This is a genomic window from Streptomyces sp. BYX5S (assembly GCF_054724165.1).
In genome coordinates this window covers 5,043,755-5,064,924 of the sequence record NZ_CM138829.1, presented here as the reverse complement: position 1 = coordinate 5,064,924, position 21,170 = coordinate 5,043,755, and the positions used below count along the sequence as shown (strand labels likewise).

The 21,170-nt window shown below is 71.4% G+C and carries 20 protein-coding genes; 13 read left to right on the top strand and 7 right to left on the bottom strand.

Features of this window, described 5'->3' with window-relative positions:
- Positions 1–73 precede the first annotated feature (73 nt).
- Positions 74–382, bottom strand: coding sequence for a GNAT family N-acetyltransferase (locus tag ACYBSK_RS23075; RefSeq protein WP_457479123.1), 309 nt, complete (start codon positions 380–382; stop codon positions 74–76).
- A 145-nt stretch (positions 383–527) separates the two neighbouring features.
- Positions 528–1,043: a carboxymuconolactone decarboxylase family protein gene (locus ACYBSK_RS23070; RefSeq protein ID WP_460243149.1), complete on the bottom strand. Its 516-nt coding sequence runs from the start codon at positions 1,041–1,043 to the stop codon at positions 528–530.
- Between the two features lie 111 nt (positions 1,044–1,154).
- On the opposite strand from ACYBSK_RS23070, the gene ACYBSK_RS23065 reads away from it, so the two are divergent.
- Together ACYBSK_RS23065 and ACYBSK_RS23060 are read left to right on the top strand one after the other, a co-directional pair.
- The gene (locus ACYBSK_RS23065) at positions 1,155–2,144 is read left to right on the top strand and encodes a pirin family protein (RefSeq protein ID WP_460243148.1); all 990 of its coding nucleotides are present in this window, start codon (positions 1,155–1,157) and stop codon (positions 2,142–2,144) included.
- Between the two features lie 71 nt (positions 2,145–2,215).
- On the top strand, positions 2,216–2,554 hold the full coding sequence (locus ACYBSK_RS23060; protein WP_457479120.1) for a GNAT family N-acetyltransferase: 339 nt from the start codon (positions 2,216–2,218) through the stop codon (positions 2,552–2,554).
- A gap of 57 nt (positions 2,555–2,611) precedes the next feature.
- Here ACYBSK_RS23060 and ACYBSK_RS23055 read toward each other — a convergent pair whose 3' ends face one another.
- Positions 2,612–3,475 carry a helix-turn-helix transcriptional regulator gene (locus ACYBSK_RS23055; RefSeq protein ID WP_460243147.1) on the bottom strand — a complete coding sequence of 288 codons (864 nt, stop codon included), beginning with the start codon at positions 3,473–3,475 and terminating at the stop codon, positions 2,612–2,614.
- Between the two features lie 183 nt (positions 3,476–3,658).
- Here ACYBSK_RS23055 and ACYBSK_RS23050 point away from each other — a divergent pair, with 183 nt between their 5' ends.
- From ACYBSK_RS23050 to ACYBSK_RS23040, 3 genes are all read left to right on the top strand, one after another.
- Positions 3,659–4,459 (top strand): NADPH-dependent F420 reductase, encoded by an 801-nt coding sequence (locus ACYBSK_RS23050; protein WP_457479118.1) that lies wholly within the window; start codon positions 3,659–3,661, stop codon positions 4,457–4,459.
- Between the two features lie 84 nt (positions 4,460–4,543).
- Positions 4,544–5,527 (top strand): AraC family transcriptional regulator, encoded by a 984-nt coding sequence (locus tag ACYBSK_RS23045; protein WP_460243146.1) that lies wholly within the window; start codon positions 4,544–4,546, stop codon positions 5,525–5,527.
- Between the two features lie 107 nt (positions 5,528–5,634).
- On the top strand, positions 5,635–6,402 hold the full coding sequence (locus ACYBSK_RS23040; RefSeq protein ID WP_457479116.1) for an SDR family NAD(P)-dependent oxidoreductase: 768 nt from the start codon (positions 5,635–5,637) through the stop codon (positions 6,400–6,402).
- 49 nt (positions 6,403–6,451) lie between these two features.
- Here the strand turns inward: ACYBSK_RS23040 and ACYBSK_RS23035 are convergent, their stop codons facing one another.
- Entirely contained in the window at positions 6,452–7,558 is a 1,107-nt protein-coding gene (locus tag ACYBSK_RS23035) for a LacI family DNA-binding transcriptional regulator (RefSeq protein WP_457479115.1), read from the bottom strand.
- Positions 7,559–7,935: 377 nt separating this feature from the next.
- Here ACYBSK_RS23035 and ACYBSK_RS23030 point away from each other — a divergent pair, with 377 nt between their 5' ends.
- From ACYBSK_RS23030 to ACYBSK_RS23015, 4 genes are all read left to right on the top strand, one after another.
- Positions 7,936–9,246: an ABC transporter substrate-binding protein gene (locus ACYBSK_RS23030; RefSeq protein ID WP_457479114.1), complete on the top strand. Its 1,311-nt coding sequence runs from the start codon at positions 7,936–7,938 to the stop codon at positions 9,244–9,246.
- A gap of 104 nt (positions 9,247–9,350) precedes the next feature.
- Positions 9,351–10,397, top strand: coding sequence for a carbohydrate ABC transporter permease (locus tag ACYBSK_RS23025; protein WP_460243145.1), 1,047 nt, complete (start codon positions 9,351–9,353; stop codon positions 10,395–10,397).
- Between the two features lie 15 nt (positions 10,398–10,412).
- Complete coding sequence (locus ACYBSK_RS23020; RefSeq protein WP_457479112.1) at positions 10,413–11,333, top strand: carbohydrate ABC transporter permease; 921 nt, start codon at positions 10,413–10,415, stop codon at positions 11,331–11,333.
- Between the two features lie 63 nt (positions 11,334–11,396).
- Positions 11,397–12,794, top strand: a complete 1,398-nt coding sequence (locus ACYBSK_RS23015; RefSeq protein ID WP_460243144.1) for a GH1 family beta-glucosidase — start codon at positions 11,397–11,399, stop codon at positions 12,792–12,794.
- 122 nt (positions 12,795–12,916) lie between these two features.
- Here the strand turns inward: ACYBSK_RS23015 and ACYBSK_RS23010 are convergent, their stop codons facing one another.
- Together ACYBSK_RS23010 and ACYBSK_RS23005 are read right to left on the bottom strand one after the other, a co-directional pair.
- Positions 12,917–13,546: an MBL fold metallo-hydrolase gene (locus ACYBSK_RS23010; RefSeq protein WP_457479110.1), complete on the bottom strand. Its 630-nt coding sequence runs from the start codon at positions 13,544–13,546 to the stop codon at positions 12,917–12,919.
- The gene (locus ACYBSK_RS23005; protein ID WP_457479109.1) at positions 13,546–14,631 is read right to left on the bottom strand and encodes an S-(hydroxymethyl)mycothiol dehydrogenase; all 1,086 of its coding nucleotides are present in this window, start codon (positions 14,629–14,631) and stop codon (positions 13,546–13,548) included. The genes ACYBSK_RS23010 and ACYBSK_RS23005 overlap by 1 nt, the downstream gene beginning before the upstream one ends.
- A gap of 160 nt (positions 14,632–14,791) precedes the next feature.
- On the opposite strand from ACYBSK_RS23005, the gene ACYBSK_RS23000 reads away from it, so the two are divergent.
- Together ACYBSK_RS23000 and ACYBSK_RS22995 are read left to right on the top strand one after the other, a co-directional pair.
- Entirely contained in the window at positions 14,792–15,805 is a 1,014-nt protein-coding gene (locus tag ACYBSK_RS23000) for an Lrp/AsnC family transcriptional regulator (RefSeq protein ID WP_460243143.1), read from the top strand.
- Between the two features lie 140 nt (positions 15,806–15,945).
- Complete coding sequence (locus ACYBSK_RS22995; protein WP_457479107.1) at positions 15,946–16,155, top strand: hypothetical protein; 210 nt, start codon at positions 15,946–15,948, stop codon at positions 16,153–16,155.
- A gap of 11 nt (positions 16,156–16,166) precedes the next feature.
- On the opposite strand, the gene ACYBSK_RS22990 is transcribed toward ACYBSK_RS22995, so the two are convergent.
- Complete coding sequence (locus tag ACYBSK_RS22990; RefSeq protein ID WP_460243142.1) at positions 16,167–19,337, bottom strand: AfsR/SARP family transcriptional regulator; 3,171 nt, start codon at positions 19,335–19,337, stop codon at positions 16,167–16,169.
- A gap of 214 nt (positions 19,338–19,551) precedes the next feature.
- On the opposite strand from ACYBSK_RS22990, the gene ACYBSK_RS22985 reads away from it, so the two are divergent.
- Together ACYBSK_RS22985 and ACYBSK_RS22980 are read left to right on the top strand one after the other, a co-directional pair.
- Positions 19,552–20,805 carry a hypothetical protein gene (locus ACYBSK_RS22985; RefSeq protein WP_460243141.1) on the top strand — a complete coding sequence of 418 codons (1,254 nt, stop codon included), beginning with the start codon at positions 19,552–19,554 and terminating at the stop codon, positions 20,803–20,805.
- Positions 20,802–21,167, top strand: coding sequence for a hypothetical protein (locus ACYBSK_RS22980; RefSeq protein ID WP_460243140.1), 366 nt, complete (start codon positions 20,802–20,804; stop codon positions 21,165–21,167). The genes ACYBSK_RS22985 and ACYBSK_RS22980 overlap by 4 nt, the downstream gene beginning before the upstream one ends.
- Positions 21,168–21,170 lie beyond the last annotated feature (3 nt).

The following is a 21,170-nucleotide window of genomic DNA, read 5'->3' as shown; positions in this document are numbered from 1 at the left end:
CCATGGTCTCGCAAACCCACTTTGAAGACACGACCTAGCGCGAGACCCCGCACATGGTGTCTCGCGCCGGGCGTCAGTCCTCGACCTTGCTGCGGCTCTGGTAGGCGAGCTCCTGGTACTCCGGGTGTCGGGCCATCCAGCCGGACATGAACGGGCACACGGCCAGCACCCTGAGCCCGTCCGCCCGCGCGGCGTCCAGGGCCGCGCGCGCCAGCGCCGAACCGACGCCCTGCCCGTTGTACTGCGGGTCGACCTCGGTGTGGGTGAAGACGACGAGCCCGCTCTCCTTGGTGCGCATGTACTCGGCGACACCCGCGCGCTGCCCGTCGACTCGGGCCTCGAAGCGGTTGTCGTCGGGGAAGTCGGTGATCTCGATGGCCATCGTGGGCCCTCCATGTCGTGTGGTCGGTACGTGTGTGGTCAGTACGTGGGTGGTCGGTACGTGTGGGGTGGGGTCGGTGCCGCTGGGGGCGTACGCGTAGTTTCACCCAGTGAGGAAGGTGAGGGTGCGCGGTGGGTGTATCGGGTCACTGGACCGCCGGGTTCACCATGGCGGCCTGGCGTACGGGGTGCTTGCTGAGGATGGAGACCCGGTTGAAGGCGTTGATGCTGATCGCCGCCCAGATCGCCGCGGAGAGCTCCGCCTCGTCGAACACCTCCCGGGCCGCGCCGTACGCCGACTCCTGCGCGACGGCGTCCTCCGGGTGTGTCACCGTCTCGGCCAGCGCGAGCGCCGCCCGCTCCCGCTCCGTGAACACGTCGGTGTCCCGCCACCCCGGCAGGACCCCCAGACGCAGCGGTGACTCGCCGGCGCGCAGGGCGGCACGGGTGTGCGTGTTGAGGCAGAAGGCGCAGCCGTTGATCTGAGAGACCCGTATGTTGATCAATTCGAGCAGGGCGGGCTCCAGTCCGGCCTCGACGGCCGTGGCACGGACCGTCTCGGCCGCCTGCCGGAAGGCCTGGTACGCGTCCGGGGACTGCTTGTCGATGAAGACGCGGCGTCGGTCCTGTCCGCCGGTGGTGGTCACCGTGCTGCTGCTCATGGCTGAGCCCTCCCTCGTTCGGGGCCGCCGGGGGAGTGGCGGCCCACGCCAATATAGTTTACATTTCAAGCACCTTGCTACGGGCAAGATCCACAGAGGGGGCAGAGCACCATGGCCGCAAACGAGCAGGCGCCGACCGACACGCGCCGCACGACCGTGACGCCGCATCAGGGCGGGGTCGAGGGGCGCCGCGTGGAGGTGATGCCGGCCCGCGAGGTACCGCTCGGCGGCCCGCGGGCGATGACCGTACGGCGCACCCTTCCGCAGCGGCAGCGGAGCCTGATCGGCGCGTGGTGCTTCGCCGACCACTACGGGCCCGACGCCGTCGCCGCCACCGGCGGGATGGATGTCGCGCCGCACCCGCACATCGGTCTCCAGACGGCGAGTTGGCTGTTCGACGGGGAGATCGAGCACCGCGACAGCCTGGGCACGCACGCCATGGTGCGGCCGGGCGAGCTGAACCTGATGACCGCCGGCCGGGGCATCAGCCACTCCGAGGTCTCCACCCCGGACACCACGATCCTGCGCGGCATCCAGCTCTGGATCGCGCTCCCGGACGAGCACCGCGACGTGGCACCGGCGTTCCGGCACCACGCCCCGGAGGCCGTCGCCCTCGACGGGGGAGAGGCCAGGGTCTTCCTCGGCACGCTCGCCGGTGACACCTCCCCGGTCGCCACGTACTCCCCGCTGCTCGGCGCGGAGATCGTGCTCGAACCGGGCGCGCACACCACCCTCGCGGTGGACCCGGCCTTCGAACACGGCGCCCTCGTCGACGAAGGCACGGTGCGGGTCGACGGGACCCCGGTTCCGAGCGGCGAGTTGGGCTACCTGGCTCCGGGCGGTGACACGATCACGCTCACCAACGAGGGCAGCGGCCCCGCCAGACTTCTGCTGCTGGGCGGCACGCCGTTCGGCGAAGAGATCGTGATGTGGTGGAACTTCATCGGCCGCAGCCACGAGGAGGTCGTCGCCGCGCGCGCCGACTGGGCGGCCGCCGCGGAACGCTTCGGCACGGTCTCCGGCTACCCGGGCGCCCGTCTGCCGGCCCCCGAACTTCCCAACAGCACCCTCAAACCGCGCGGCAACCACAGGCCCCACTGACCACGCCCAGAACACACCACGCCACACACCCACCGGTACCGAGAACCGCAAGGAACCAGGAGCCCAGCGTCATGACAACTGCCACCCCTCCGGTCGTGGAACACCGCCCCGACGAGCAGCGCTACGTCATCATCGTCGACGGTGAAACGGCCGGTTTCACCGAGTACCGCGACCACGACGAGCAGCGTGTCTTCTTCCACACCGAGGTCGACGAGCGCTTCGCCGGACAGGGTCTGGCCTCGATCCTGGTGACCGAGGCCCTGGCCGACGTCCGCGCCACCGGCAAGCGCGTCGTCCCGGTCTGCCCGTACTGGGCCAAGTACGTCAAGAAGCGCGAGCAGGAGACGGCCGACGTCGTCGACCCGGTCACCCGGGACATCATGGGCTGGCTGCGGGGCCGTATCGGCTGAGCCCCCGTACCGGGGGTCGATGGCCCCCGGTACGGACCGTGGGGCCGAGGCGGCGGATCAGCGCGCCGCCGCGGTCAACCGGTCGCGCAGCACCGCGAGTTTCGCGGCGGCGTCGGTGTGCGGAGCGGCCCAGTTCAGGACGATGTGCAGGTCGGCGCGTTCGATGGTCAGGATGTCGCAGTCCAGGACGATCCCGCCGAGTTCGGCGTGCACGACCGTCTTGCGCGAGCGGCCGATGGGCACGGTCTCGTAGCGGTCCCAGAGGTCCGCGAAGCGCGGATTGGTCTCGCGCAGGCCGCTGATGAGTTCGGTGACGGCGCGGTCGTCGGGATAGCGGTCGGCGGCCCGCCGCAGATCGGACACCATCATGCGTTCGAACGCGTCGGCGTGCGCCGCGTCGCGCTCGATGCGGGACGTGCCGACCGCGTCCGGGGCGCTGCCCGGAGCGGCGAAATGGCCCCGGATCAGATTGGTCGGCGCGGCGTCGGGCCCGGCAGGTGTACCGAACAACGCGCCCCAGAGCGGGTTGCTCTGCACGGTGTCCCACGCGGCGGTGAAGACCGCCAGCGGGGTGTCGCTCATCCGGTCGATCATGCGCTGGACGCCGGGCGGCACCTCGCGCGGCACCGACCCCGACGGCGGGACCACCGCACCGGCCAGCCGGTAGAGAAGCTCCCGGTCCACGGCGTTGAGCCGCAGCGTCCGCGCGAAGGCCCCGAGCACCTGGGGCGAGGGGTTCCCCGCGCGGCCCTGTTCGAGCTGCACGAGGTAGTCCACGGAGATGCCCGCCAGGACGGCCAGTTCCTCGCGGCGCAGCCCCGGAACCCGCCGGTTGCCCGCGACCGGCAGGCCCACGTCGGCCGGACCGATGCGGTCGCGCCACGCACGCAGGGCCGGGCCGAGCTCGGTGTGAGTGCTCATGGGCCCAGTATGCGCCGGGGTGTCAGCAAGCTGGGTGGTACTCGGACTACCAGGGACGGCGGCGCCTGGTGCGCCCCTGGGGGCAGGCCGAACATCGGCTCGTGGGTCCAGAAGCGGGGAGGACGCGAGACACCTCCCGCCGGACTCGCATCCCTGCCGTGAGCTACGAGAAGGACATCAGTGATGACGCGGACCATCGGAATCATCGGATCCGGCCTTGTGGGTGGCGCCGTCGCCCGCCTGGCCGTCGACGCGGGCTACAAGGTCGTGATCAGCAACTCGCGGGGCCCGGAGACCCTTTCGGAGCTCGTCCGGGAGCTCGGTCCGCTCGCGCGCGCCGGAACCGTCGACGAGGCGATCGAGGCCGGTGACATCGTCACCCTCCCCCTCCCGCTCGCGACCTACGAGGCACTGCCCGCCGACAAGCTCGCCGGGAAGGTGGTCATCGACCAGACGAACTACTACCCCGAGTTCTGGCGCGACGCCGAACTCGACGAAGGGGAACTCACCTCGACCGGGCTCGTGCAGCGCCACCTCAAGGACTCCTTGGTCGTCAAGGGCCTGCACAACCTGGACTGGAACCACATGTACTCCAACGCCCGGCCCAAGGGCGATCCCGAGCGGACCACGCTGCCGATCGCCGGCGACGATGCCGCCGCGAAGGAGATCGTCACGCGGTTCCTGGAAGCGGTCGGCTACGACGTCGTCGATGCCGGTTCGCTCGCCGACAGCTGGCGCATCGAGCCCAACACCCCCATCTATTTCTGGCCTTACGCTCCCGCCGTGCCGGACGGGCTGACCGCGGACGAGGAGAAGACCTACTACCTCGAACACGCGGTCCCGCCCGTCACACCCGAGGCCGCCCGGCGCATGATCGACGACGCGGAGCGCCCGTCGCCCGCGGGAGGCACGCTCGCAGGCATGCCGCCGGCCCACGTCGCCATCTTCATGGACCTCGCGAGCGCGAACACCGTACGGAAGTAGCGCGTTGATGCACCGATCCCACACGCCCATGCCTTCGGTCGTCGGAGGCGCGGGCGTGCGGGCTCCCTGCGTACTATGCGTAACGTGAGCGCTGTGAAACCTTACCGATCGTCCAAGCGGAATGGTGCCGTCGGCTCCGGCGACCCCATCGTCGACGTCCTGAAGCTCCTGCGCACGCAGGCCGTCGTTCCGGCGCCCGTGCACGCCGCCTCGCCGTGGGCGGTGCGCTTCGAGCCGTACGCGCACGTCAAGCTCGGGGTCGTTCTCGAGGGCGAGTGCTGGATGAGTCTCACCGGGTGCGAGCCGGTGCTCCTGCGCGAGGGGGACTTCTTCCTGCTGAACAACCCGCCGGGCCACACGCTCGCCAGCGCGCTCGACGTGGCACCGCGCGAGGCCGCCGACCTCCAGGAGCGCGGGACGGTCGGGGGAGAGGTGCGTGTCGGGGCGGAGGCCGACGAGGACACCTACGTGTGCTGCATCGACTTCGCGTTCCAGGAGGCCAACGCCTCCGTGCTGTTCGACGTGCTTCCGCCCCTCGTGCTGGTCCGCGCCGGCGACCCGCGCGGAGCGCTCCTCACCCACCTGTCCGCGCTCACGGTGGCGGAGATGGAGTCGGCCGGCGTCGGCCGCTCCCTCGTGCTCGAACACCTCGCGCAGCTCATCCTCGTTCACATGCTGCGGGTCCATGCCGACGCGACCGAACGGCCCGTCGGCTGGCTCGGCGCGCTGGTCGAGGACGGCATCGGCGCGGCGCTGCGCGCGATGCACGCGGACGTGGGCCGACGCTGGACGCTCGACGAACTCGCCGCGATCAGCCACATGTCACGTTCGGCGTTCGCCGCCGCGTTCAAGGCCAAGGTCGGCACCGCCCCGCTGACGTATCTGATCGAGTGGCGCATGAGCCTGGCCCGCGACGCCCTGCGCGGCGACACCCGGTCGATCTCCGAACTGGCCGCCGCGACGGGTTACGAGTCCGAGAGCGCCTTCAGTACGGCATTCCGGCGCGTGGTCGGGCTCTCGCCCCGCCGCTTCAGAGCGACCGCCGCACGCGGCGTGGACGATCGGTAAACTTTCCCGGACTGTACGTTATGGAACGTACTCGGCCGTTCCTGGAGAGTGAGGAAAGGGAGCAGCGCACCAATGCGCGGCCCTTTTCATCTGCCAAGGAGTTCCGAATGTCACGGCCACTTGCTGGAAAGACCGCCCTCGTCACCGGAGGATCGCGAGGCATCGGACGCGCGATCGCCGAACGCCTCGCACAGGACGGGGCGACCGTCGCGCTCACCTACAACGCTAGCAAGCGCGGCGCCGACGAGACCGTCGAGGCCATCGAGAAGGCGGGCGGCAGCGCATTCGCGCTCCACGCGGACCTCGCCGACGCCGACGCCATTCCGGAGCTGTTCACGCGACTCGACGCCGAATTCGTACGACGCACCGGCAGCGAAACCCTGAACCTGCTGGTCAACAATGCCGGAAACGCGGGATGGGGCGGCCTCGCGGACGCCACGCCGGAAAGCTGGGACACCATGTTCGCGGTGCATGCCCGCGCCCCGTTCTTTCTCGTGCAATCAGCCCTGAGCCGCCTTTCCGACGGCGCCCGGATCGTGAATGTCTCCTCCGCCGCGGGTACGCGGCCGATGCAGGCGGTCCCCGTCTACTCCATGGCGAAGGCGAGCATCAACAACCTGACCCATGCACTCGCCATGGAGTTGGGTCCGCGCGGAATCACGGTCAATGCCGTGGCGCCCGGCTGGGTGCGCACCGACATGAATGCCGCCGTCCGCGAAAACGCCGGTATGACCGCGGCCATCGAGGCGGACACCGCACTGGGGCGTTTCGGTGAGACCCCCGACATCGCCGCCGTCGTCGCCTTTCTCGCGTCCGACGAGGGGCGTTGGGTGACCGCCCAGGTGATCGAGGCGAGTGGCGGCTACAAGCTCTGACCGCAGCCGCAGCCGCAGCCGCAGCCGCACCCGCACCCGGACCCATCGGTCACGAGGACTCCCGCACCACCAACTCCGTATCCAGCACCAGCCGGGTACGCGGAGCCGCGGGATTCTCGATCTCGCGCAGCAGCGTGCGCGCGATCGTGCCGCCGATGTTCTCCGTCGGCTGGCGGACCGTCGTGAGCGGCGGGTTGGTGTGGCGGGCGAGGTAGGAGTCCTCGAATCCGACGACCGAGACGTCCTCCGGCACCCGGCGTCCCTGGGCGCGCAGTTCGAGGAGGACGCCCGCGGCCATCAGGTCGGAGGCGGCGAACACCGCGTCCAGGTCCGGCGCACGTTCAAGTAGCGAACGCAACGCCACGCGGGCCCCCTCCTCCGTGAAGTCCCCGACGGCGACCAGGTGTTCCTCCGCGGGGACGCCGGCCCGCACGAGCGCTTCCCGGCAGCCGCGGAGCCGGCTGCGGCCGACCTCCATGTCCTGGGGCCCCGCGACGGTGGCGATACGGCGCCGGCCGCGGTCCAGGAGATGGCGTACGGCGGCGGCGGCCCCGCCCCGGTTGTCGGCGCAGACGTAACTGAGCGGGTCGTCCTCGCGGCGGCGGCCCGCGAGGACGGTCGGCAGCCCCGCCGACTCCAACAGGCCCGGCAGCGCGTCGTGTTCGTGCACCGAGACCAACAGCACGCCGTCGACCCGGCGTTCGGCGACGGACTGCGTGAGCTGGTCGCGTTCGGCCTGGTCGCGGACGAGCATCAGCTGGAGCTGGGTGCGCGTGTCGGCGAGCGCGGCGCTCACACCGCGGATCACGGCCGAGAAGTACGGCTCCGAACCGAGCCGGCTCTCCGACTCCGGAATGACCAGGGCGACGGCGTTGGTACGGCTGGTGACCAGGCCGCGGGCCACCGAGTTGGGAACGTAGCCCAGTTCCGCGATGGCCTTGAGCACGGCCTCCCGCGCCTTCTCGCTGACCAGCTCCGAACCGTTCACCACACGCGAGACGGTGGTGCGCCCGACACCCGCACGGGCCGCGACGGTCTTGATCGTCGGCCGCCCGCCGGAGCCCCTGCCGACGTCGCCGCCCGCATCGTGACTCCCGCCGCGTCGGCCCTCGCTCCGTTCACGGCCCGGCGTCCGTCGTGTGGTGTCGCCGCTCATCGTCCCGGTTCCTCCAATTCGCCTCCACGGCCGCCCCGTTGCGTGCCCGACCCTCCCGGCCTGCGCATTCTGCCAGGTGCCACCCCGATTCTGCCCGCCCCGCGGCCCCTCCCGGGAAGCGCCCGTCGATAACGAGGTGGAAACGAGCTGGATTCGACTTCTTGACACGGGAGTTGTCGGGCGGCCACTCTTCCAGCAACTCAGTGGGCACGTTCCCACCAACTCTCCAGCAGGCGGACCAGAGGCCGCGAACCATGTTCGTCGGCCTCCTGCAAACCTGCTCTGAGCTGGGAACTCGATGATGCCCACCGCGGGCGGCCGCGCTTCTGGCCGACTCGTGCCACCGATGCGTCGGCGCCGTCTCATGGAGGACGTTCATGCTCAAGGTCGAGCGGAAACTGCGTACAAAAGTCACAGCTGTGCTGGCCTGCACGGCGGCGAGCGCCCTGCTCGTGGGCTGTGGCGGAGAGGGCGCGGGCGCCACAGGCGGTGGCGTCAAGGACGGCAAGGTCACCATCACCATGGGCCTGTACGGCGTGATGGGCTTCAAGGAGACCGGCCTGATCGAGAAGTACGAGAAGGAGAACCCCGACGTCACCATCAAGGTCGAGGCGGCCGGTGACGAGCAGACGTACTACACCGCCCTTCAGACCCACCTCGCCAGCGGCTCCGGACTCAAGGACGTCCAGGGCATCGAGGTGGCGCGGGCGAAGGAGATAACCGAGACGCAGGCCGACAAGTTCGCGGACTTCGCCGGCACCAAGGGCACCGACCACTTCCAGCCGTGGAAGCAGGCCCAGATCACCACGGAGGACGGCAAGGTCCTCGGTCTCGGCACGGACACCGGGCCGATGGCGGTCTGTTACCGCAAGGACCTGTTCGAGAAGGCCGGGCTGCCCACCGACCGCGACAAGGTCGGCAAGCTGTGGGAGGGGGACTGGAAGAAGTACGTCGAGACCGGCGAGAAGTTCGCCAAGGGCAACAAGGACAAGAAGGTCTCGTACCTGGACTCCGCCTCCGGCCTGTTCAACGCCATGGTCTACGGCAACTCCGAGCAGTACTACGACAAGTCCGGCGAGCTGATCTACAAGACCAACCCGGCGATCAAGGAGGCCTGGAACCTCGCGACCGACGCCGCGCAGAAGGACCTCACCGCCAAGTTGCCGCAGTTCCAGCCCGGTTGGGACCCGGGGCTCGCCAACGGCACCTTCGCCACGACGGTCTGCCCGGCCTGGATGCTCGCCCACATCAGCGACAAGGCCGGCAAGGCCAACAAGGGCAAGTGGGACGTCGCCAAGGCCCCCAAGGGCGCCAACTGGGGCGGCTCCTTCCTCGGGGTCACCGAGAAGAGCCCGGTGAAGGCCGAGGCCAAGAAGTTCGTGGCGTGGCTGACCGCCCCCGAGCAGCAGGCCCACCTCTTCGAGAAGCTCGGCAACTTCCCGTCCTCCAAGACCGCTCTTGAGGACCCGAAGGTGAAGGACGCCAAGGCGGAGTACTTCTCCGACGCCCCGACCGGCCAGATCTTCGGCGCGGCGGCCAACGAGGTACCCGCCGAGCAGGTCCTCGGACGCAAGGACGGCACCATCAAGGACGCCTTCTCGCAGGGCCTCCAGCTGGTCGAGAACGGCAAGTCCCCGGCCGAGGCGTGGAAGACCACCGACGAGCGCGTGAAGAAGGCCGTCGGCTGACGCGTACGGCACCGGGCGGGTGCGGCCGGAGTCTCTCCGCCGGCCGCACCCGCCCCGGTGCACCGCTCGCCCCGCCAGCTCGCCCGCCCGACGGAAGGACCCCGGTGGCCCCCTCCACTCAGCTCGGCTCGTCCGCCGAGCCGCCCCCGACAGCCGGCTCACCCGCGAAGCCGGATCGCGTTCCGGATCCACGCCCCGGCAAGCCCCGCCGAGACAAGTCCGGTGCCGGCACGGCCCATTCGAAGGTTCCGCTGCTGCACCGCCTCGACGTGAAGGGCGCGCCCTACGCGTTCGTGGCCCCCTTCTTCGTCATCTTCGCGGCGTTCAGCTTCTACCCGCTGATCTACACCGCGTGGATCTCCTTCCACCAGGTCGAGCTGTCCACCTTCGACGTCATGACGTGGCAGGGCCTGGACAACTACACGGCGCTCCTCGCCGACGACCGGTTCTGGAACGCGCTGCGCAACACCATCACCATCGGTGTGATCTCCACGGTGCCGCAGCTGCTCATGGCCCTGGGCCTGGCGCACCTGCTCAACTACAAGATGCGCGGCTCGACCTTCTTCCGGGTCGCCGCCATCACCCCGTACGCCACCTCGGTCGGCGCCGCCGCGCTCGTCTTCACGATGCTCTTCCAGCGCGACTTCGGAATGATCAACTGGGGCCTCGGGCTGATCGGCATCGACCCGATCGACTGGGAGAACTCCACCGGAGCCTCCCAGACCGCCATCTCCACCATCGTGATCTGGCGCTGGACCGGCTACAACGCCCTGCTCTACCTGGCCGCCATGCAGGCCGTGCCGCTGGAGCGCTACGAGGCCGCCGCCATCGACGGCGCCAACCGCTGGCAACAGTTCCGCACTGTCACCGTCCCCGGCATCAGGGCGACGATCGTCTTCACCATCGTCCTGTCGACGATCGGCGCCACCCAGCTCTTCGGCGAACCACTGATCTTCGGCCAGGGCCCCAACGGCGTCACCGGCGGCACCGACAACCAGTACCAGACGCTCGGACTGCTGCTCTACGAAGAAGGCTGGAAGAACTACCAGATGGGCCGCGCGGCCACCGTGGCCTGGGCGATGTTCCTGCTGCTCGTCCTCGTCTTCGTCCTGCAGCGCGTCATCGCGCGCCTGCGCAACCGCACGCACTGACCGGGGAGCCATGCCATGACCACCGACACCGCTCCGGTCCGCACCCGCGCCGCAGGCCGCGGCACCGTCGCACCGTTCGCGCCCGCCCGCCGAAGGCGTTTGAGGCAGGGCGCCGGAAAACAGCACCACGCCGGGCCACTCGCCTACATCCTGCTCGGGATCACCGCGCTGGTCTCCCTCTTCCCGCTCTACTGGACGCTGGTCGCGGCCTCCACGGACAGCGCCCGGATCTCGCGGACACCACCGCCGTTCCTGCCGGGACCGAACCTCTTCACCAACCTCTCCCGGGCCTGGACCGAGGCCGCCATGGGCAAGGCGATGATGAACTCGCTCATCGTGGCCGGGGCCATCTCGCTGTCCACGGTGCTGTTCGCGACCCTCGCCGGTTTCGCCTTCGCCAAGCTCCGCTTCAAGGGCCGCAACGCCCTGCTCATGATCGTCATCGGAACCATGATGGTGCCGCCCCAACTGGGCGTCGTCCCGCTGTTCATGATGATGAGCGACCTCGGCTGGGGCCAGCAGCTGCCGTCCGTCATCTTCCCGACGCTGGTCAGCGCGGTCGGCGTGTTCTTCATGCGGCAGTACTTCGCCGAGGCGCTGCCCGACGAGCTCGTCGAGGCGGGCCGCGTCGACGGCGCGCACTCGCTGCGCATCTTCTGGTCCATCGTGCTGCCGATCGCCCGCGCCCCCATGGCCGTGATCTTCATGATCACGTTCGTGCACGCCTGGAACGACTTCTTCTGGCCGTTCATCGCCCTCGACATGACCAACCCGACCGTGCCCGTCGCCCTCACGCAGCTGAGCGCCGGCTACGTCCGCGACCAGTCCCTGATCATGGCGGGCGCACTGCTCGGCACACTGCCGCTGCTCGCCATGTTCATCGTCTTCGGCCGCCAGATCGTCGGCGGCATCATGCAGGGCGCCGTCAAGGGCTGAGCCCTGCTTCCCGGCCGCCAACTCCCGTACCCGTCCCGCCCGTTCTCCCCGGAGGAGCCCTCCATGTCATCCGCGCTCACGTTCCCCGCCGACTTCCTGTGGGGCACGGCGACCGCCTCGTACCAGATCGAGGGCGCCGCCCAGGAGGACGGCCGTACGCCGTCCATCTGGGACACCTACGCACGCACGCCCGGCAAGGTCCTCAACGGCGACACCGGTGACATCGCCTGCGACCACTACCACCGGTGGGCCGAGGACGTCGACATCATGGCCGACCTGGGAGTCAAGGCGTACCGCTTCTCGCTGGCCTGGCCGCGCATCCAGCCGACCGGCCGCGGCCCCGCCCTCCAGAAGGGCCTCGACTTCTACCGGCGCCTGGCCGACGCGCTGCGCGAGAAGGGCATCAAGCCGGTCGCCACGCTCTACCACTGGGACCTGCCGCAGGAGTTGGAGGACCTGGGCGGCTGGCCGGTCCGCGAGACCGCCGAGCGGTTCGCCGAGTACGCGGCGCTGGCCGCCGAGGGCCTGCGCGACCACGTCGACACCTGGACCACCCTCAACGAGCCCTGGTGCAGCGCCTTCCTCGGTTACGCGTCCGGTGTGCACGCCCCCGGCCGCACGGAGCCCGTCGCCGCCCTGCGCGCCGCCCACCACCTCAACCTGGGCCACGGCCTGGCCGTTCAGGCGCTGCGCTCCCAGCTGCGCCCGTCCGCCCAGGTCTCGGTGACCCTCAACGTGCACCACGTGCGCCCGCTGACCGACGAGGCCGGGGACACGGACGCCGCCCGGCGCATCGACGCGCTGGCCAACCGGGTCTTCACCGGACCGATGCTGCGGGGCGAGTACCCCGAGGACCTGCTCAAGGACACCGCGGGGCTCACCGACTGGTCCTTCGTCCAGGACGGCGACCTGACCGAGATCCACCAGCCGCTCGACTTCCTGGGCGTCAACTACTACTCGCCGACGCTGGTCTCCGAGGGCGACCCGGCGCACGGCAGCGACGGCCACGGCGCCAGCGCGCACAGCCCCTGGGTGGGCGCGGACCGCGTCGCCTTCCACCCCACGCCCGGCGACCGGACCGCGATGGGCTGGACGATCGACGCCTCCGGCCTGGAGGAACTCCTGCTCCGCCTGGGCGCCGACCACCCCGGCCTGCCCATGGTGATCACCGAGAACGGCGCCGCGTTCCACGACTACGCGGACCCCGAGGGCAACGTCAACGACCCGGACCGCATCGCCTACGTCCGCGACCACCTCGCCGCCCTGCACCGCGCCATCGCCGCCGGCGCGGACGTCCGCGGCTACTTCCTCTGGTCGCTCCTGGACAACTTCGAGTGGGGCTACGGCTACAGCAAGCGCTTCGGCATGGTCCACGTCGACTACCCGACCGGCACCCGCACCCCCAAGGCCAGCGCCCGCTGGTACGCGAAGGTAGCGACGACGGGCGAGCTGCCGCTGTAACGGCCGCGTGGGCCCGGCCGTCCCCGGGCCGCGCGGCCGCAGACGGTCACCACCAGCCGAAGGCGAAGCGGGCCAGGGCGCCTCGACCGGGCGGGCCTCCACGGGGCCGGCACAGCAATCCCCTACGTGTCGCCGGAGGGCTCCCGGTCGAAGCCGGGGGCCTCCGCCGCGATGGTGGTGCTGGGGCCGTGGCCGGTGTGGACGACCGTGTCGAGCGGCAGGGTGAGCAGGCGGCGCCGGATCGAGTCGACGATCGTCGGGTGGTCGGAGAACGACCGGCCGGTGGCGCCGGGACCGCCCTGGAAGAGGGTGTCACCGGTGAACACCACCCCGAGGGCGGGCGCGTACAGGCACACCGCGCCGGGTGCGTGGCCCGGTGTGTGCAGCACGTGCAGTTCGACGCCGGCGACGTGGACGACCCGGCCGTCCGCGAGGTCGCCGTCCGGCTTGCGGCCGGGGTGGGTCAGCTCCCACACCGGCAGGTCGTCGGGGTGCAGGAGGACCGGGGCGCCGGTCCTCGCGGACAACCGCGGGGCCTCGCGTACGTGGTCGTCGTGCGCGTGCGTGCACACGATGGCCTTCAGGGTGCGCCCGCCGACGGCCTCGGCGATCGCGTCCGCGTCGTGCGGGGCGTCGATGACGACCACCTCGGTGTCGTCGCCGACGAGCCAGACGTTGTTGTCGACCTCCCAGGTGCCGCCGTCTAGGCTGAACGTGCCGGAGGTGACGAGGTGTTCGACGCGGGCGCCCATCACAGGACCACCACCGAGCGCAGGACGTCGCCGTCGTGCATCCGCGCGAACGCCTTCTCGACGTCGTCCAGGCCGACGGTCTCCGTCACGAAGGCGCCGAGGTCCAGGCGGCCCTGCCGGTGCAGGTCGATCAGCATCGGGAAGTCCCGCGACGGCAGGCAGTCGCCGTACCAACTGGACTTCAGCGCGCCGCCGCGGCCGAACACGTCGAGCAGCGGCAGCTCGACACGCATCTCGGGAGTCGGCACGCCGACGAGGACGACCGTGCCCGCCAAGTCGCGCGCGTAGAAGGCCTGTTCGTACGTCTCCGGGCGGCCGACCGCCTCCACGACGACATCGGCGCCGTTGCCCCCGGTCAGCTCCCGGACGGCCTCGACGGCGTCCTGCGTACGGGAGTTGACGGTGTGGGTGGCGCCCAGCGCGCGGGCCTTCTCCAGCTTGTCGTCGTCGATGTCCACCGCGATGATCCGCGCGGCGCCCGCGAGCCGGGACCCCATGATCGCCGCGCCGCCGACACCACCGCAGCCGATCACGGCGACGCTGTCGCCGCGGCCCACGTTCCCGGTGTTGATGGCGGCGCCGATGCCCGCCATGACACCGCAGCCGAGCAGGCCCGCGACGGCCGGCGAGACACTCGGGTCCACCTTGGTGCACTGCCCGGCGGCCACCAGGGTCTTCTCCGCGAAGGCGCCGATGCCCAGGGCGGGCGACAGCTCGGTGCCGTCGGCGAGGGTCATCTTCTGCCGCGCGTTGTGGGTGTCGAAGCAGTACTGCGGGCGCCCGCGCCGACAGGCCCGGCACTGCCCGCACACGGCACGCCAGTTCAGGACGACGAAGTCACCCACGGCGACCTCGCTCACCCCCTCGCCGACGCTCTCCACGACACCCGCCGCCTCGTGGCCGAGGAGGTAGGGGAACTCGTCGCCGATGCCTCCCTGCTTGTAGTGCAGATCGGTGTGGCACACCCCGCACGCCTCGACCCGCACCACGGCCTCGCCCGGTCCCGGATCCGGGACCACGACGGTGGTGACCTCCGCCGGGGCGTCCTTGGCGGTGACCACGACTCCGCGAACCTGCTGTGACATGTGACGTCCTCAAAGTACGGGATACGGAATTCGGCCCACGAGAGGCAGGCACGGGGCGGTGCGACGGCCGCCGCCCCCGGGACTTACGATCACGCAGCACGCCCGCCCCACCCAGCCGGCGCGGGAAAAGCGGCAGACACCGTCACCAGTGGAGGGCAGCGTGACCGATACCAGCATCCCGGACCGGCTCGACCGGCAGCTGCTGCACGCGTTGCAGCTCGACGGCCGCGCCCAGTTCCGTCGCATCGCGCCCGTCCTCGACGTCTCCGAGCACACCGTGGCCCGCCGCTACCGGCGACTGCGGGGCGCGGGTCTGCACATCGTGGGCGAACCCGACGCCGAGCGCCTCGGCCGCACCCGCTGGCTGCTCCGCCTGCGCTGCGCCCCGGACGCCGCCCTGCCCATCGCCGAGGCCCTCGCTCGCCGCCCGGACACCGGCTACATCAGCCTCGCCTCCGGCGGCACCGAACTGCACTGCACCATCCACACGGGCGGCGCCGAAGAGGACGAAGAGGTCTTGCTGCGCGCCCTGCCCCGCACCCCGCGGATCATCTCCTTCGACGCCCACTGCTTCCTGCGCACCTTCTGCGGCAACCCGCCGCGCTGGTACACCAAGCTCGGCGCCCTCACCGTGCAGCAGCACACGGCCCTCATGCCGGAGCACACCCCGCCGCCGACACCGCCCGTCCCGCCGCTCGCCGACCTCGGCACCGCCCAGCAGACCGTCGAACTCGACGCGGCCGACCAGGCGCTGGTCGAGGCGCTCGCCAAGGACGGTCGCGCCGGCCTGCCCGAACTCGCCACCGAGACCGGCCTCTCCCCGTCCAGCGCCCGCCGCCGCCTCGAACGCCTCCGCGACACCGGCGCGATCCGCGTCAACGTCGACTTCCCGCCCGCCCGGCTCGGCTACCGCAAACGCGCGATGCTGTGGCTGCGGGTGGCGCCGGGCGCGCTGCAACGCGTCGGCGAAACCCTGAGCGCCCACCCGCAGACCGACCTCGTCGCCGCCACGACGGGCCCCTCGAACCTGATCGCCACGGTCATCTGCCGCAACGCCACCGAGCTGTACCTCTACCTCAACCACCACATCGGCGCCCTCCCGGACATCCAGTCGATCGAGACCGCCCCGGTCATCCGCGAGATCAAACGCCTGACACCACGCACGCCTGCTTGACGCCCCTGAGGTGTGGGCGAAGGACCCTATCGGTCCTCAGCGCCCCGGTGATCCAGTTCCCGGAATGTGAGGACGTCGACCGTCGCGGCACTCTAACTTCCGTGCCTTCAAGCCGCATTGAGCCGAAAGGGCACCCACCTGTGAAGAACGTCTTTCTGGCGCTCCTCCTCTCCACCGCAGCCATGGCCCCCCTCGCACTCGCCGTCGGCGCGGGCCAGGCGTCGGACCGGCGTACCACCGCCAAGACCGTTCCTGGGCAGTGGATGTGGAGCGGAGACCAGTGGATGTGGAGCGGGGATCAGTGGATGTGGGACGAGGAGGTGTCGGCCGAGGCCCGCGTGAAGGTCTGACACGGCGGATGTCAGCCCCGGTCCGTGAGGAGCCCCGACGTGCGGGTCAGGCCGTCCTCGGCCCGGCCCGTCGCCAGGCCCGCCTCACGGGCCACCGCCAGCGCCTGCCGGTAGAGGTGGCGCGCGGCGTCGCGCTTTCCCGAGTCGTGGTGGATGTCGGCCATGCAGAGCAGGGCCCGTTGCCGCTCGTAGGCGTCGTCGATGGCTCGGGCCGCTTCCTCGGCCCTGGTCAGATGCAGGAGTGCCTCGCCCCTGTGGCCCGCCGCGGCGTACGAAGTGCCCATACTGATCAGTACGTTGACCTCTCCGAGGGTGTCGCCGGAGGCCTGGTGCGCGGCCAGGGCCTTGCGAAAGCGGGCGAGGGCCCGGTCCGGGTGCCCGGTCGCCTGGTGGACCGCGCCGAGGTTCGTGTCCAGGATCGCGGACTCCGCGGGGCCGCCGTGGTGCCGCGCGAGGGCCAGCGAGCGCTGGTAGCAGTGCCGTGCCTCGTCGAAAAGTCCCTGAAGGAAAGCGAGTTCGCCCAAGTTGTTCCAGGCGCGCATGCGGCCCGGTGCGTCGCCCAGCTCCTCGTAGAGGCAGAGGACCTCGGTCGCGGCCTGCCGGGCCTCGGCATGCCGGTCGCTGTAGTGGAGCGCGAGCCCGCGCACGTTGAGGCAGTCGGCCTGCCCGGCGAGGTTCCCGGCGGCGCGGAAAAGGGCCAGCGCCTTGTCGAACTCGTGGAGCGCGGGAGCGGGGCGGCCCGCCGCGAGGCGCGCGCGGCCCGACTGGAGATACGAGTCGGCGCACCCCGCCTCGTCGCCGAGGGCCAGGAACAACTCCTCTGCCCGATCGGCGTATTGCTGTGCCGTGCCAGGGTCCAGCTGGGCCGTGATGTCGGCCAGTTCGATCAGCGTGCGGGCGAGCAGCGGGCGATCGTGGCGGGACGCGTACGCTTCGGCGGCCCGACGGTACAGATCGGTGGCGGCTTCCCGCATCCCCCACAGCCGCAGCGACGGCCCGAGGGCATGCGTGAGGCGGTGGCCCGAGCCGTGTCCGTCGGCCGCGGCCGTGGCTGCGCGCGCCAGGGCCAGCAGGTTTCCGCGTTCGAGCGACAGCCAGACCGTGGCCGCGTCGGCGTCGGAGAAGTCCGGTGCGTACGCGCAGGTGTGCCGGGGCGGCAGCGGCAGGGTACGGCGGTGCGGTCGCAGGACCCGGTCCGCCCGGTGAGCTGCCGTCAGATAGTGGTTGAGCAGCCGACCGAGCGCAGCGCGACGCGGGTACGCGCCGCCGACCGACTTCGCGAAGGACCGGGTCAGGTCGTGGAGGCGGTAGCGCTCCCGTACGGACTCCTCCAGGAGGTTGCGGTCGAGAAGTGCCCCCAAGTCCCGTCGTACGTGGGCGAGATGGTGCTGCGCGGTGACCTGGTCGGGGCGGTGCGTGAGTGCCGCCGCCGCGCCGACGGTGATGTCCGGACCTGGATGCAGGGACAGCGAGCGCAGCAACTGCGCCTGGTGCGGCGTCAGCTCGGTATACGACAGCCGGAAGGACCGGGCCACGGTCTCCTCGAATGCGTCCGGCGGGCTTCCGGTGGGCCGGGCGAGGTGGGCGGCCAGGTCGTCCAGGCTCCAGCCGCGCCGGTGCCGGAAGTGCCCCGCGACGAGGTGCAGCGACAGGGGGTGACGGCCACAGGCCTCGACGACGTGGCCCAGCGCCGCGCGGTCCCCGGCCCCCGCGTCGGCACCCGACACCGAAAGGAACAGGGTGGCCGCCTCGGCCGATGACAGCACGTCGAGGTGCAGGGGAGTGGCACCGCCGAGCCCCGGGAGGCGGTGCCGGCTGGCCACCAGGGCGCGGCAGCGGGCCGAGCCCGGCAGCAGCGGAGTGACCTGCTCCATGCCGCGGGCGTTGTCGAGCACCACCAGGACCCGGCGCCGCGACGTCCACTCCCGCCAGCGCGCCGCCCGCTCGTCCACGGTGTCGGGCAGCGGGTCGGGGACGCCCGCCGCGTGCAGGAGCGCGGCCAGGGCCTCCGCCGGCGCGACGGGTGGGCGACCGCCGTACCCGTGCAGGTCGAGGTAGAAGCGGCCGTCCGGGCAGAGGTCGCGCATCCGGTGCGCGGCGTGCACCACGAGCGCGGACTTGCCGACGCCCGGCATCCCGTCGACGGCGACGACCGCCAAGGCGCTGCCGCCCCCGGCGCTCAGCATGTGGCCCAACTCCGTTGACCGGCCGGTGAACTCACCGATGTCGCGGGGGAGCGTGTCCGGCGGGCCCGGTGCGTCCGCGGCCTCGACCCGGGCCGTCCCCCGGTCGGCCGGCTCGGGCGGGGGAGCGGCGGCGGCTGGAGGGTTCGGGGGCGCCGTGGCGGGCGCGGCCGACGTGTGTGGTGTGTGGGGGTGCAGGAGTTCGGGGTCCTGCCGGAGGATGCGGTGGTGGAGGTCGCGCAGCGGCGCGCCGGGCTCCATCCCCAGGGACGCGCGCAGCCGCCGGTGCGCGTCGCGGTACACCGCGAGAGCCTCGTCGTGGCGTCCGCACCGGTACAGCGCCACCATGAGCGAGCAGAGCAGGGGCTGGGCCAGCGGATTCCGCGCCGTCAACTCCCGTAACTCGCCCAGCAGATCGGCGTGCCGACCGTCGTCGAGCTCCAGCCGGATCCGTTCCTCCTGGACATGCCGGTGATCCTCGAAGAGACGGTGCCGGACGGCGGTGGTCCAGCTGCCGTCGAACTCAGCGAGCGGATCGCCCCGCCACAGGGCCTCGGCCGTGTGCAGCAGTCCGATCGCCAGATCGAGCCGACCGCCGTCCGCGGCGCGTCCCGCGTCCCGCCGCAGGCGGGCGAAGCGCAGCAGGTCCAGGTCGTTCGGGGCGACCCGCAGCCGGTACGTACCGCGTGACGGACGTTCCAGCACGGCCCGGTCGCCCGCGGCTCGGGCCAGGTGCCCGCGCAGCCGTGACAGGTAGCTGTGCAGGGTGTCGAGGGCGGTCCGCGGCGGTTCCCCGTCCCAGACGCGGTCCATGAGGGTGTCGGCGCCGACCGCGCTGCCGCGGGCGTGCACCAGCACGGCCAGGACGCAGCGCTCCTTGAGGGAGCCGAGGTCGTGCTGCTGCCCGTCCTGCCACAGTTCGAGAGGGCCCAGAGCGAGAAGGTCCACGATCACCCCATCCGGGTGCACGTACACGTGGCACTCGCGTCCGAGTGCCATCCGTACAGATGTACGGACTTGAACGGGTTGCCGCCATGGGGGAGTCGGGGGCGCAAAAGGGCGCATGGGAGTGAGCTGAGCGCATTGGGGGGCGTGCAGGGTGAGTGCAGGATTCCTGCAAGCCGGGTGCGGGAGCGGCCGGTCATGGTCCGGGTTCAGAGCAGGTGCCGGGACATCCGACCCGGCACCGACGACCTACGGGGGACCGACGCTCATGAGTGACATCGCAGCGCACCCGCACAGCCGGCCCGTGCCGGTGCGCCTCGACGCCGACCGGTGGGCCAGCCGCAGGATCCGCAAGCGCGTCCTGGCCGTCGTCCACACGGTGACCAGCGGGCAGCGCCTGATGGACGCCGTCCGGCTGCTGGAGGGCGATGCCCGGGTACAGGTGTGCTTCACCGCCGCGCCGGACGTCTTCGGCCACGGCGTCGACGACTTCCTGGGCGGACTCGGCGGTCTGGTGGTGCCGTGGGAGCAGGCCGTCCAGACCCCGTTCGACCTGGCGCTCGCCGCCGCCTACGGGGGAGTGCACGACCTGTACGCGCCGGTGATCGTCCTCCAGCACGGCGTGGGCCACAACAAACTCGTCGCGGCCGCCCGGCCCGGCCGGCCGACGGCGGAGCCCGCCGCGTACGGGCTGAGCCGCCAGCGTCTGGTGCGCGACGGCGCCGTCGTACCGCGCGCCGTAGCCCTCGCCCACCACGACGAACTGGTCAGGCTCGGGCGCGAGTGCCCCGAAGCGGTGCCCGTCGCAGAGGTGGTCGGCGACCCGGCGTGCGACCGCATCGCCGCGAGCGCCGCCTGCCGCGCCCTCTACCGCAAGGCCCTGCGCACCGGCCCCGGCCGCACGCTGGCGCTGGTCACCTCGACGTGGGGGCCGCACTCGCTCCTCGCGCACGACTGGGAACTGCTGGAACGGCTCGTGACCGAACTGCCCCCGGACGAGTACCGGATCGCCCTCACGCTCCACCCGAACGTCTGGAACGCCCACGGTGCCTGGCAGGTGCGCAGCTGGCTCGCGGGCCTCGCCAGGGCCGGCCTCGTCCTCGTGGACCGGTACGCCCACTGGGAGGGCGCGCTGATCGCCGCGGACGTCGTCGTCGGCGACCACGGCTCGCTTCCCCTGTACGCGGCCGCGGCCGGCGTCCCCGTGGTGCTGGCGGGGGCTGGGGACGCGCAGCTCGACGCGGACTCGCCGATGGCCCAACTGCGCTGCCGCGCGCCACGGTTGAGGGTCGACCGGCCGTTGCGGGGGCAACTCCGGCGGGCTGTCGCGACGTACGACGGCCAGTCCCACGCGACGGCGGCCCGGTGCCTCACCTCCCACCCCGGAACCTTTGCCACCCGCATGCGGACCCTGATCTACCGCACCCTGCGCCTGCGTGCCGTGGGCACCGCCCCCGCGCCGGAACCGGCCCGGCTGCCCCTCACCGTCGCGTACGACGATCCCGGCAGCGTGACGACATGACATCGACCGGACCGAAGACACGCAGGGTCGAGGTGGCCGTCGTCGACCTCGCGGCCGGGACCGCCGCGTACGACGAGCACCTGCGCGCGGAACCCGGAGCGGACGCGAGGTGGCTGGCGCTCGCCGACGTCGTGATCGGTGAGGCGGACGATGCAAGGGCCGAACTGCGCCGCCTGGCCGGCGCCTGCCCTGGCGCGCAGGTCGTCGCCGTACCGCAGGGGGCCCGGTGCTGGGTGGCGCTGGGGAGCGCCGGAGGCGGCCGGGTCGCGACCCTGGTCCGCTTCCTCGGCCCACCACCGTCCAGCGAGCTCTGGGCGCTGTGGGGTTCCGCGGCGCACGCCTGGGTGACGAGGGGCTTCTGAACC

What these genes read in the sequence shown, in the direction of transcription:
- ACYBSK_RS23075 (WP_457479123.1), bottom strand. Translation starts at nt 382, where the DNA reads ATGGCCATCGAGATCACCGACTTCCCCGACGACAACCGCTTCGAGGCC.
- ACYBSK_RS23070 (WP_460243149.1), bottom strand. Translation starts at nt 1,043, where the DNA reads ATGAGCAGCAGCACGGTGACCACCACCGGCGGACAGGACCGACGCCGC.
- ACYBSK_RS23065 (WP_460243148.1), top strand. Translation starts at nt 1,155, where the DNA reads ATGGCCGCAAACGAGCAGGCGCCGACCGACACGCGCCGCACGACCGTG.
- ACYBSK_RS23060 (WP_457479120.1), top strand. Translation starts at nt 2,216, where the DNA reads ATGACAACTGCCACCCCTCCGGTCGTGGAACACCGCCCCGACGAGCAG.
- ACYBSK_RS23055 (WP_460243147.1), bottom strand. Translation starts at nt 3,475, where the DNA reads ATGAGCACTCACACCGAGCTCGGCCCGGCCCTGCGTGCGTGGCGCGAC.
- ACYBSK_RS23050 (WP_457479118.1), top strand. Translation starts at nt 3,659, where the DNA reads ATGACGCGGACCATCGGAATCATCGGATCCGGCCTTGTGGGTGGCGCC.
- ACYBSK_RS23040 (WP_457479116.1), top strand. Translation starts at nt 5,635, where the DNA reads ATGTCACGGCCACTTGCTGGAAAGACCGCCCTCGTCACCGGAGGATCG.
- ACYBSK_RS23035 (WP_457479115.1), bottom strand. Translation starts at nt 7,558, where the DNA reads ATGAGCGGCGACACCACACGACGGACGCCGGGCCGTGAACGGAGCGAG.
- ACYBSK_RS23030 (WP_457479114.1), top strand. Translation starts at nt 7,936, where the DNA reads ATGCTCAAGGTCGAGCGGAAACTGCGTACAAAAGTCACAGCTGTGCTG.
- ACYBSK_RS23020 (WP_457479112.1), top strand. Translation starts at nt 10,413, where the DNA reads ATGACCACCGACACCGCTCCGGTCCGCACCCGCGCCGCAGGCCGCGGC.
- ACYBSK_RS23015 (WP_460243144.1), top strand. Translation starts at nt 11,397, where the DNA reads ATGTCATCCGCGCTCACGTTCCCCGCCGACTTCCTGTGGGGCACGGCG.
- ACYBSK_RS23010 (WP_457479110.1), bottom strand. Translation starts at nt 13,546, where the DNA reads ATGGGCGCCCGCGTCGAACACCTCGTCACCTCCGGCACGTTCAGCCTA.
- ACYBSK_RS23005 (WP_457479109.1), bottom strand. Translation starts at nt 14,631, where the DNA reads ATGTCACAGCAGGTTCGCGGAGTCGTGGTCACCGCCAAGGACGCCCCG.
- ACYBSK_RS22990 (WP_460243142.1), bottom strand. Translation starts at nt 19,337, where the DNA reads ATGGCACTCGGACGCGAGTGCCACGTGTACGTGCACCCGGATGGGGTG.
- ACYBSK_RS22985 (WP_460243141.1), top strand. Translation starts at nt 19,552, where the DNA reads ATGAGTGACATCGCAGCGCACCCGCACAGCCGGCCCGTGCCGGTGCGC.
- ACYBSK_RS22980 (WP_460243140.1), top strand. Translation starts at nt 20,802, where the DNA reads ATGACATCGACCGGACCGAAGACACGCAGGGTCGAGGTGGCCGTCGTC.